Below are 11,439 nucleotides of genomic sequence, written 5' to 3' on the forward strand. Positions count from 1 at the left end.
GGCCCGTTCGTCTAGCGGTTTAGGACGCCGCCCTCTCAAGGCGGAGATCACCAGTTCGAATCTGGTACGGGCTACCAAAATTGAACGCCCGGGCCTCGTAAGAGACCCGGGTTTTGTGTATTGACCGTATATACGGCGCCTGCCGTGTTTCGCTCAGATCGAGGAGTAGCCATGGATCTGCCCATCAGCTTGCAAGACATCACGTATGCCGAGAACTATCTGGCGCAGGGCGACTTGGCTACGGCGACGCCGCTGCTGGAGCGTCTGGTGGAGCTCGCCGAGGAGTATATTGATGCTGAGTGCAAGACGGAGGAGAAGCGTCAATACTTTAGCTTCGATAGCAAGTTTGAGCGCTTGGCCTATCGCCGCGTGGAGAAGGATCCGCGCGAGCTCGTGCAGGTCGAGGTGCCGTTTGACCGCCTGTACTCTGACATGGCGTTTGCCTACATTCGCCAGCAGGATTATGTGAGCGCTCGTAATGCCCTGATGCAGGCTGTGCGTTGGGACCCCATGAACTGCAACTATCGCTTGGATTTGGCCGAGCTGTTCCGCGCACTCGAGGACAAGCAGGAATGGGCATCGCTCTCGTTCTCGGTGCTGGAGCGTGCAAGCGATGGCAAGTGCGCCGCCCGCGCTTACGCCAATCTAGGTCAGTACTTCTTGGAGCCCGAGACCGAGAACGTTTCGGCTGCCGTGGGCTGCGCGCGTCTGGCGCTGCGCCTGGCGCCCAACGATGCGCATACGACGCGCCTGCTCAACAAGATCCATACCACCTATCCGGATGCCGCTGATGAGAGCGACGACCACGTGATGGGTGAACTGGCCCTGCAAGGCGTGCCGACCTCACCTTCGGCCGAGATTGCCATCTGCCTGATTATGTGCGCGACCGATGCTGCAAGCGACGGCGACAAGCAGGAGGCGACGCGCCTGACGGTGCGTGCTCGCGACTTGGTGGGCGAGGAAGCCTGCGCGGCGATTATCAAACTGGTGCGTGAGAGCGATGCTGAGCTCAATGCCGAGCGCAAGGCTAAGCGCGAAGCTACGGGCAAGGGTTCCGATGGCGCCAAGGAGGCCGGCGATGCCCAGTAAGCGTGAACGCAAGCTCATTTCTAAGAATCGCTCGGCGCATCACGAGTACTTTATCGATGAGACGTTCGAATGCGGTATTGAACTGAGTGGCACCGAGGTCAAGTCGATTCGCGAGCGCGCCTGCCAGATCACCGATACCTTCGCGCTGATTCGCGGTGGGGAGTGCTGGCTCGTCGGCCTGCATATCCACCCTTATAGCCATGGTGGCGTGTGGAATCGCGATCCCGACCGTCGGCGTCGTCTGCTGCTGCACCGCAAGGAGATCGACTTTCTTGACGGCAAACTTCGCAACCGTGGTTATGCGCTGGTTCCGTTGGAGCTCTACTTTAATACCGACGGCCGCGTAAAGCTGCTGCTGGGTCTGGGTCGCGGCAAGAAGCTCTATGACAAGCGCGAGGACATGGCTAAGCGTGATGTCCAACGCGAGATCGACCGCGCCCTTAAGGAGCGCAACCGCTAGGCACTCTGTGTAAGTTGCGGTGGAATACGGACTGTTTTGCCTGTTTGAGGGACTATTCAGTCCCTATTTCACCGCAACTGCGGGTGTCTCATCTTTCTTACTGTTCTGACACATATGTCTCAAAGGCGGCGTCCGTTATGGGTGCCGCCTTTTTTGTGGGTACATACATCCATGAGGTTCAATCCTGGGTTAGGGGAGTGATCGTTATGGACAAAACTGCGTTCTTTACCATGCCGAGTGGCCTGTACGTGGTGAGCGCTGCGGCGGACGGGCTGCGTGCCGGCTGCGTTATCAACACAGCGGTGCAGGTGACATCCGCCCCGCCGCGCATCTCAATTGCCGTGAACAAGGAAAATGTCACGTCCGGCGTAATCGCATCGGCTAAGGCCTTTGCGCTGACCGTGATCGATCAGACGGCCGACATGCTCTATATCGGTAACTTTGGCTTCCGCACCAGCAGTGGCTACGACAAGTTTGCCAAGTACGAGACCCACGAGACCGCGCTGGGCATGCCCTATGTGCCCGAGCACGCGGCGGCGCTGTTTAGCTGCCGTCTAATTGATACCGTGGATGTGGGCACGCACCTGCTCTTTATCGGCGAGGTGGAGGACGCCGAGCGCTTGAGCGGCGAGGCCCCGCTGACCTATGACTACTATCACAAGGTCTTGAAGGGCAAGACGCCGCCCAAGGCTTCGTCGTATCAAGGCTAGAAATGTTCTAAAAATACTTGCATTATATTATTGAGAATCTATACTAATAAACGAAGTACATCACCAGTCGCGTTCGAGAGGAGAACATCATGGCTGAGGAGAAGAAGACGTATAAGTTCGTGTGCACCGTTTGCGGTTACGAGGTTGAGGTCGACACGCCCGAGCTGCCCGAGGATTACGTATGCCCGGTCTGCGGCGTCGGCCCCGATGAGTTTGAGCTCGTCGAGGAGTAACTCGTAGACACACGGCGATTAGCCATACAGAGTTCTGTCCAAGGGCCCCGGTCGAATTCTCGGCCAGGGCCCTTTTGATTTATCTGACGGTTTAAAACGGCCTTACGTGTTACAGATTGAGACGTTATATCTGGACAGTCACGCCATCCCAATTACATCCCCGTTAGCAGCACGATGTCGAGAACCGTTACGATGACGCCGATTCCTACGAGCAACGCGTTGAGCGGGCGCGAGTTGGCGTATTTGCCCATGACGCGGCGTGAGCTGGTGAGCCGTATAAGCACGAATACCGTGATCGGCAGCTGAAGCGACAGCAGCGCCTGGCTCCAGATGAGACCTTCAAAAGGATTTGGGACGACCAGGCACGCCGCCGCTGCGCCGGCGAAACAGGCCACCACCCCGATCGAGGAATGTCGGTCGTGGATGTCGTATTCCTCGTCGAACATGCCTGCGGTGATGGTGCCTGCCGCCATGCCTGCCGTCACACTACTCGAGAGGCCCGCAAACAGCAGCGCCACCGCAAAGATTGTCGAGCTTGCTGGGCCCAGAATGGGGGAGAGCGTGTCCGCTGCGACGGCGAGGTCGTCTACGACAATGCCGTGCGCAAAGAAGGTCGTTGCGGCCAGGATGACCATGGCCGAGTTGATTGCCCAGCCCACGCCCATCGAAAAGAGCGTGTCGAAGAGCTCATAGCGCAGACGCTCTTCGATAACCTGCTCGCCTTGGCCTTCGAAGTGCATGGATTGGATGACCTCGGAGTGCAGAAAGAGGTTGTGGGGCATAACGACCGCACCCAGGACACTCACGATAATCGCGGCAGAGCCAGTGGGCATACTGGGCGTGATCCAGCTTGCGGCGGCTTGCGGCCAGTCGACCTTGACTAGTGCAAGCTCGGCCAAAAACGAGAGTCCTACCACGCCTACGAAGGCGATGATCCAGCGTTCGGCACGCTTGTAGGAGTTCGTCATGAGCATCGCCATCGATACTGCCGCCACGATGACACAGCCCGCACGCACGGGTAGCCCAAAGAGCATTTGAAGGGCAATCGCGCCGCCCAGGACTTCGGCCATGGCGGTGGCGATGGTCGCGAGATAGGCACTGGCGAGCACCGTGCGCCCAACGAAGCGGGGGAGGTAACGTGTCGTGGCCTCGGCAAGACAGGCGCCCGTGGCGATACCCAGGTGTGCCGCGTTGTGCTGTAGCACAATGAGCATAATCGTGGACAGCGTGACGATCCACAACAGCGCGTAGCCAAACTGCGAGCCCGCGGCCATATTGGAGGCCCAGTTGCCCGGGTCGATAAAGCCGACGGTCACGAGCAGCCCGGGGCCGATGTGCCGCGCAATGTCTAGGCCTCCGTGACCACCGGTGCGTCGGGAGCCAAAGTGTTGTTTGAGATGGTTGAGCATGGTGCGCTCCTGTGTATGGACGGCGTGGCGTCGCATCTGGGTCGTGCGGCGCCACGCGTCGGGTTTGGGTTGGGGTTACCTGCGCGCCTTGCCTTGGTTGGCCACGGCGTCGATCTTGGCGGCGATGGTCGCCGGGTCGCCGATGTAGCGCTTGTCGAGGACGTTGAAATCGGCATCGAAGGTGTAGACGAGTGGCACGCCGGTGGGGATGTTGACCTTGAGGATCTCCTCGGGCGTGAGGTGCTCGAACTTCATGACGAGAGAGCGCAGGGAGTTGCCGTGTGCGGCGATGAGTACGCGCTTGCCGGCGAGCATCTGGGGGCGAATCTCGTCTTCGAAATAAGGCCAGGCACGGGCTATCGTGTCCTTGAGGCACTCGGTGTAGGGCAGCTGGTCGGGTGCGACATCACGGTATTGCTCCTGGGTGTGGGGATCGCGCGCGTCGTTCGGCTCGAGTGCCGGCGGGCAGATATCGAAGGAGCGGCGCCAGATGAGCACCTGTTCGTCGCCGTGCTCCGCCGCGGCATCGGCCTTGTTGAGACCCTGCAACGCGCCGTAGTGGCGCTCGTTGAGCTTCCAGGATTTGATGACGGGCAGCCACTCGCGATCCATTTGGCCGAGCACGATGTTGAGGGTGTGGATCGCGCGCTTGAGGCGCGAAGTGTAGCAGACGTCAAAGTCGAAACCGGCTTCTTTGAGGGCTCGACCGCCTGCGGCGGCTTCTTCGCGGCCCGTGTCGGTGAGCTCTACGTCGGTCCAGCCGGTGAACAGGTTGAGTTTGTTCCACTCCGACTCTCCGTGGCGGATAAGGACGAGTTGGATCGTCTGCCGGTCTGTCTGGTTTGCCATAGGGGCCTCCTTAATGTGGCACGGCATGCGTGTCGTTTGTTTGACGCCGCAAAGGATACCCGTTTTAGGCTAAAAAGTTAACCAAGACTAACAAAATTGTTGTATTTGAATAGGATGGTGAAAGGGGATTGCTGAAATGTCTTGATCTGTAACAACTAGGGATGGAAATTGGGTCTTACTGTTACAGATTGAGATGTTTGAAGAGGTGAGTTTGCAGGCCGAACTTGGGGCCTATGTTGTCGCCCTTGAGGTCGGCGGTGTCCACTCGTAGGGCGTGCGTTACGCGATTGTTTCGAAACGGGTGAGAAACACAACGGGCCGGCGATGCTCCTAGTATGCCTATTCAACTGACTGTCTAAATATCTAGGGGAGGATCGCGATGCAGGCAGATTCCGCTCAGCAGCAGGGCCTTTATCGCCCCGAATTCGACCACGATGCGTGTGGCATCGGCGCGCTTGCCGATATCAACGGCGAGCGCCATCACCAGATCCTGGACGACGCACTGTCCATTCTGGTTAACTTGGAGCACCGCGGTGGTACGGGACTCGAGAAGAACACCGGCGACGGCGCTGGCATCCTGTTCCAGGTTCCGCATCACTTTTTCCGTAAAGAGGCTCAAAAGTGCGGCCAGATTCTGCCGGCAGAGGGCGACTATGGCGTAGCCATGCTGTTCTTCCCGCAGGACGACAAGGGCGTAGAGGATGCCCGCCGCGTGTTTGAGGAGGGCTGCGCCGAGGCTGGCGTGCCGCTGCTCTTTTGGCGCGAGGTGCCGGTCGACCCGCACGACCTGGGCGAGACGGCCCGCGCCTGCATGCCTACCATCCTGCAGGCCTTCCTGGGCCGTCCGGACGACACGCCGGCAGGTGACGCCTTCGAGCGCCGCCTGTACGTGTGCCGCCGCACCATCGAGAAGAAGGCTGACGCCGAGTTTGCCCTGCGCGACAAGATCTTCTACGTGTGTTCCATGAGCTCGCGCACCATCGTGTACAAGGGCATGCTTGTGGCCACGCAGATGCGTCGCTTCTTCATCGACCTCAACGACGCCGCCGTCAAGACGGCCGTAGCGCTCGTCCACTCGCGCTACTCCACCAACACCACGCCCAGCTGGGAACGCGCGCACCCCAACCGCTTTATCATCCACAACGGCGAGATCAACACCCTCAAGGGCAACGTCAACTGGATCCGCGCCCGCGAGCCCAACCTGTACAGCCCCGTGCTGCAGCACGATCTTGAGCGCGTGATGCCCATCATCAACCGCGAGGGTTCCGACTCCGCGATTCTGGACAATGTGCTTGAGTTTTTGGTCATGAACGGTCGCCCGCTTACGCGTGCCGCATCCATGCTGCTGCCCGAGCCGTGGGACCACAACGACAGCCTGAGTGAGGAGCGCCGCGCCTACGACGCTTACCAGTCCATGCTCATGGAGCCGTGGGATGGCCCGGCGGCCATCGCCTTTACCGACGGTCGCACGCTGGGTGCCGCCCTCGACCGTAACGGCCTGCGTCCCGCCCGCTACTATGTGACGCGCGACGGTCGCTTTATGCTGGCGAGCGAGGTGGGCACCATCGAGGTGAGCCCCGAGAACATCCTGACGAGCGGCTGCCTGGGACCGGGCCAGATGCTCGAGGTCGACTTTGCCCGCGGGCGCGTCATCTACAACGATGAGCTGCGTGCCCGTTACGCCAAGGAAAAGCCCTACCGTGATTGGATTGCCGAGGAGACGCTAACCGTTGACGCGCTCGATGAGCCCGTTGCGGCAACGCCCGCCGAGGACGCCGAGGTGCCCGCCGCCGTGCGTATGGCCAAGCTCGGCTACCACTGGGATGACGTCGACGAGGTCGTGCGTCCCATGGCCCAGCAGGGCAAGGCTCCGCTCGCCTCGATGGGCATCGATGCGCCGCTGGCCTGCCTGTCCAAGAAGACGCGCTCGTTCTTTGACTACTTCTATCAGTTGTTCGCCCAGGTCACGAATCCGCCGATCGATGCCCTGCGCGAGCACATGGTCACCTCGACCACGCTCTACCTGGGCAACCACGGCAACCTGCTCGAGGACTCCCGTACGGCCTGCCAGCTGGTGCGCCTGGAGCGCCCGCTGCTGAGCGAGGAGGAGTTCGACCGCATTTGCGCGATTGACCGTGTTGGCTTTAAGACCCGCCGTTTCCGTGCCGTCTACCGCCGCGATGCCGGCGAGGGCGCGCTGCAGGCTGCGCTCAAGCAGCTTGCCGAAGACGTCGAGGCTGCGGTTCGCGATGGCGTGAACATCGTGGTGCTGAGCGACCGTGCCGCTGCGGGCGAGGTGCCCGTGCCGTCGCTGCTCGCCGTGGGCTGCGTGCACAACCACCTGATCCGTGCCGGCGTGCGCACCTTTGCCGATATCGTGGTGGAGTGCGGCGATGCCGTGTCTCCGCACGACTTTGCGGCGCTGGTGGGCTACTCCGCAAGCGGCATCTACCCGTACAACGCGCATGCGTGCATCCGCAATCTGGCGGCACGCGGCGACCTGGACGTGACGGCCGAGCAGGGCATCGCCAATTACAACAAGGCCGCGACGGCGGGCATCGTCTCCATCATGTCCAAGATGGGCATCTCCACGGTGCAGAGCTACCACTCTGCGCAGATCTTCGAGACCGTGGGCTTTACGCCGGAGTTCGTCAACGCGTACTTCGCCGGCACGGTGAGCCGTGTGGGCGGTATGGGCGTCGAGGACGTCGAGCGCGAGCAGAATGAGCGCTATGACGCCGCGCTTGCCATCCTTAAGAGCCCGGCTCCCGATCAGCTGCCCACGTTGGGCCTGACCAAGTGGCGCCCGCTCGGTGGCGAGGATCACCTCATCGATCCGCAGACCGTCTACCTGCTGCAGACCGCCTGCCGCGAGGACAGCTACGACACCTTTAAGGAGTACAGCGCCCGCCTGCACCGCACCGGCCGTGCCGTGCGCCTGCGCGACCTGCTCGACTTTGATGCCGGCGGCCGCACCCCGGTGGCACTCGACGAGGTCGAGCCCGCGCTCAACATCGTCCGCCGCTTTAACACCGGCGCCATGTCGTACGGCTCCATCAGCAAGGAAGCCCACGAGTGCATGGCCATCGCCATGAACCGCCTGCACGGCCGTTCCAACTCCGGCGAGGGCGGTGAGGATCCGCGTCGCGAGACCCCGCTGGCCAACGGCGACTCCAAGAACTCCGCGATCAAGCAGGTGGCAAGCGCGCGCTTTGGCGTGACGAGCCGCTACCTGTGCAGCGCCTTCGAGATTCAGATCAAGATGGCCCAGGGCGCCAAGCCCGGCGAGGGCGGTCACCTGCCCGGCAAGAAGGTCTACCCCTGGATCGCCGAGGTCCGTCAGTCCACGCCCGGCATCGGCCTGATCTCGCCTCCGCCGCACCACGACATCTACTCCATCGAGGACCTGGCCGAGCTGATCTTTGACCTTAAGAACGCCAACCCCGGCGCGCGCGTGTCGGTCAAGCTGGTCAGCGAGGCCGGCGTCGGTACCATCGCCACCGGCGTTGCCAAGGGCGCTGCCGACAAGATTTTGATCAGCGGCCACAACGGCGGCTCGGGTGCCGCTGCTCGCGATTCCATTTGGCACGCCGGTCTGCCGCTGGAGCTCGGTCTTGCCGAGGCCCAGCAGACGCTGCTGCAAAACGGCCTGCGCTCGCGCGTGGTGCTCGAGGCCGACGGCAAGCTCATGGACGGCACCGATGTTGCCGTCGCCTGCCTGCTGGGTGCCGAGGAGTTTGGCTTTGCGACCATGCCGCTCATCTCGATGGGCTGCCTCATGCAGCGCGACTGCCAGCAGGATACCTGCCCCGCCGGCATCGCTACGCAAAACTGCCGCCTGCGTCGCGGCTTCCGCGGCAAGCCCGAGCACGTTGAGCACTTTATGCTCTTTGTTGCCGAGCAACTGCGCGAGGTCATGGCGAGCCTGGGCTTCCGCACCGTCGACGAGATGGTCGGCCATCCCGAGTGCTTGCGCCAGATTGAGGTCCCGGGCAACCGCAAGGCTAACCTGCTCGATCTGTCGCCCGTGCTGGCGAGCGCGACCTGTGAGTTTGGTGCCCACATCCCGGGTGCCGACGGCCGTCACTTCCTGTCCCAGATGGCTGCGGACAGCGAGCTCGACAAGACGCTCGACTCCACGTTGTTTGTGCCCTATACGGCCGATGCCCGTGCGCACCTGCGTCCGATTCGCTTCCGCGCCGATATCGCCAACGTCAACCGCTGCGTGGGCACCATCTTGGGCAACGCGGTGACCAAGGCGCATCCCGAGGGCCTGCCCGCCGGCTCCATCACCATCGATTGCGATGGTTCGGCCGGTCAGAGCTTTGGCGCTTTCCTGCCGCGCGGCATTACGCTCAACGTGTGCGGCGACGCCAACGACTACTTTGGCAAGGGCCTTTCGGGCGGCGAGGTGTCGGTGCGCCCCAACCCGCATGCGACCTACAAGTTCGACGAGAACATCATTGTGGGCAACGTTGCGTTCTTTGGCGCTACGAGCGGCCGCGGCTTCATTAACGGCCTGGCAGGCCAGCGCTTTGGCGTACGCAACTCCGGTGCCACGGTGGTGGTCGAGGGCTGCGGCAACCATGGCTGCGAGTACATGACGGGTGGTCTGGCGCTCATCCTGGGCGAGGTTGGGCAGAACTTCGCCGCCGGCATGACGGGTGGCGTGGCCTATGTCTTTGACCAGTACGGCACGCTCGATGCCCGTGTTAACCACGAGAGCGTTGAGCTTAAAGCCCCGACGGCCGGCGAGCTGGCGCAGATTCGCGAGCTCATTCAGGAGCACGTGGACGCGACGCAGAGCCCGCGCGGCATTAAGCTGCTCTACAGCTTCGACTCGATGAACAAGCACTTTGTGAAGGTCATTCCGACCGAGTACGAGCGCGTGCTGGCGATTGTCGCCGCCGCCGAAGCCGTCGGCAAGACGCATGCGCAGGCCGAGGAGTTGGCGTTTGACATTGTGACCGGTCGCGCGAGTGACGCGGATGTTGCTCGCTTCGATGTTGCGGGCGGTGCTGCGGGTGCTGCGTCCGTGGCTGCCAGCTCTGTTGCTTCGACCAAGAAGGAGGCGTAAGTGCCATGGGTAAGCCCGGTGCTTTTCTTGATATCGATCGCGTGACCCATGAGCTGCGCCCCGTGGAGGAGCGCAGCCGCGATTTCGATCCGCTGTACGTGGAGCTCGACGACGACGCGCGCCGTGCCCAGGCGAGTCGCTGCATGATGTGCGGTGTGGCGTTTTGTCAGATGGGCGCGAGCTTTGGCAAGGCACGTCCGAGCGGCTGTCCGCTGCACAACCTGATTCCCGAGTGGAACGAGCTGGTGTACCGCGGCCGTTGGGACGAGGCTGCCGAGCGCCTGTCACTCACCTCGCCCATGCCCGAGTTCACGAGTCGCGTGTGCCCGGCGCTGTGCGAGGCCGCATGCAACCTGGGCTCGGTCGATGGCCAACCCACGACGATCCATGACAACGAGCGCGCGATCAGCGACCATGAGTGGGCCAACGGCGGTCCGCGCCGCTTTGAGCCGGCGGGGGAGGGCGCACCCACGGTTGCCGTGGTGGGCTCCGGTCCCGCTGGCCTGGTGGCAGCATGGGAGCTTGCGCGTCGTGGCGCCCGCGTGACGGTGTTTGAGCGCGACGACCGCCCGGGCGGTCTGCTCATGTACGGCATTCCCAACATGAAGCTCGAGAAGTCCGTGGTCGAGCGTCGCGTGGCGCTCATGCGCGAGCTGGGCATTGTGTTCGAGCTGGGTGCTGACGTTACGAACCCTGCGGTGGCGGCCAAGCTCAATGGCTTTGACGCCGTCGTGGTGGCTGCCGGCGCCCGTGCTCCGCGTGGGCTTTCGGCTGCGAACGTGGATGCTCCGGGCGTGGTGTACGCGGTGGACTACCTGACGGCTTCGACCGTCTCGGTGCTCGATGGCGGCGAGCCCGCGGTGAACGCGCGCGGCCTGGACGTTGTGGTCATTGGCGGCGGCGATACCGGTAACGATTGCGTGGGCACCGCGGTGCGTCAGGGTGCGCGCAGCGTGCGCCAGTTTGAGTTCTTGCCGGCGGCGCCTGATGCGCGCGCGGCGAGCAACCCCTGGCCGCAGTGGCCTAACGTGAAGAAGACCGATTACGGCCAGCAGGAGGCCATCGCTACCATGGGCGGCGAGATGCGCGCTTGGGGTGTGGATACGATCGAGGTACTGTTGGACAAGAAGGGCGCGGCCGCGGGCCTGCGCGTGGTCGATCTGGATTGGTCGGCTGGCAAGCCCGAGCGCATCGCGGGCTCCGAGCACGAGGTGCCGGCGCAGCTGGTGCTCATCGCCTGCGGTTTTACGGGCCCGGAGCACGGTGTGTTCGATGCAGTGAGCGTGCCTGTTGCCACCGCTGGTCGTCCGCTGCCGGTGATGGCTGCCGAGGGCTCGCACCTCGCGGCTCGCACGGAGGGTGTCGTCGCGGATGCCGCGCCGGTGTATGTCGCCGGTGACGCTCGCAACGGCAGCTCGCTCGTGGTGAACGCTATGGCCGACGCCCTGGCCTGCGCTGCCGAAGTCGCCGACGCGCTGGAGCTGTAAAGTAGTCATTTAAGAACGTCCCCAATGACTGGTCATTTTTGTCTAGTCGTTGGGGACACTCTTTGCGAGCGATTTGCTCGTTTGTCGACGTACGGGTGTTCATTTGTCGACTTCTTGGGCTGTGG

The 11,439-nt window shown here is 62.5% G+C and carries 8 protein-coding genes and 1 tRNA gene; 7 read left to right on the forward strand and 2 right to left on the reverse strand.

Going from position 1 to position 11,439, the window contains the following annotated elements:
- The 5 genes from AB5405_RS08060 to AB5405_RS08080 all read left to right on the forward strand — a co-directional run bounded on the left by AB5405_RS08060 (window position 1) and on the right by AB5405_RS08080 (window position 2,492).
- A tRNA-Glu gene (locus AB5405_RS08060) sits at window positions 1-77 on the forward strand.
- 94 nt (window positions 78-171) lie between these two features.
- Window positions 172-1,089 carry a tetratricopeptide repeat protein gene (locus AB5405_RS08065; RefSeq protein WP_368138124.1) on the forward strand — a complete coding sequence of 306 codons (918 nt, stop codon included), beginning with the start codon at window positions 172-174 and terminating at the stop codon, window positions 1,087-1,089.
- A complete protein-coding gene (gene smpB, locus AB5405_RS08070; protein ID WP_006235325.1) occupies window positions 1,079-1,549 on the forward strand; it encodes an SsrA-binding protein SmpB in 471 nt (156 codons plus the stop codon). Before AB5405_RS08065 ends, smpB begins: the two co-directional genes overlap by 11 nt.
- 206 nt (window positions 1,550-1,755) lie before the next feature.
- Complete coding sequence (locus AB5405_RS08075) at window positions 1,756-2,259, forward strand: flavin reductase family protein (protein WP_368138125.1); 504 nt, start codon at window positions 1,756-1,758, stop codon at window positions 2,257-2,259.
- An 89-nt stretch (window positions 2,260-2,348) separates the two neighbouring features.
- Entirely contained in the window at window positions 2,349-2,492 is a 144-nt protein-coding gene (locus tag AB5405_RS08080) for a rubredoxin-like domain-containing protein (RefSeq protein ID WP_006235327.1), read from the forward strand.
- Between the two features lie 152 nt (window positions 2,493-2,644).
- Here AB5405_RS08080 and AB5405_RS08085 read toward each other — a convergent pair whose 3' ends face one another.
- Both AB5405_RS08085 and gpmA read right to left on the reverse strand, forming a co-directional pair.
- A complete protein-coding gene (locus AB5405_RS08085) occupies window positions 2,645-3,901 on the reverse strand; it encodes an Nramp family divalent metal transporter (RefSeq protein WP_368138126.1) in 1,257 nt (418 codons plus the stop codon).
- A gap of 75 nt (window positions 3,902-3,976) precedes the next feature.
- Complete coding sequence (gpmA, locus tag AB5405_RS08090) at window positions 3,977-4,750, reverse strand: 2,3-diphosphoglycerate-dependent phosphoglycerate mutase (RefSeq protein ID WP_195191954.1); 774 nt, start codon at window positions 4,748-4,750, stop codon at window positions 3,977-3,979.
- Between the two features lie 379 nt (window positions 4,751-5,129).
- Here gpmA and gltB point away from each other — a divergent pair, with 379 nt between their 5' ends.
- A complete protein-coding gene (gltB, locus tag AB5405_RS08095) occupies window positions 5,130-9,827 on the forward strand; it encodes a glutamate synthase large subunit (protein WP_368138127.1) in 4,698 nt (1,565 codons plus the stop codon).
- 5 nt (window positions 9,828-9,832) lie between these two features.
- Window positions 9,833-11,314 carry a glutamate synthase subunit beta gene (locus AB5405_RS08100; RefSeq protein WP_368138128.1) on the forward strand — a complete coding sequence of 494 codons (1,482 nt, stop codon included), beginning with the start codon at window positions 9,833-9,835 and terminating at the stop codon, window positions 11,312-11,314.
- Window positions 11,315-11,439: the final 125 nt, after the last annotated feature.

The organism is Collinsella aerofaciens (assembly GCF_040920445.1).
GTDB lineage: Bacteria > Actinomycetota > Coriobacteriia > Coriobacteriales > Coriobacteriaceae > Collinsella > Collinsella aerofaciens_BH.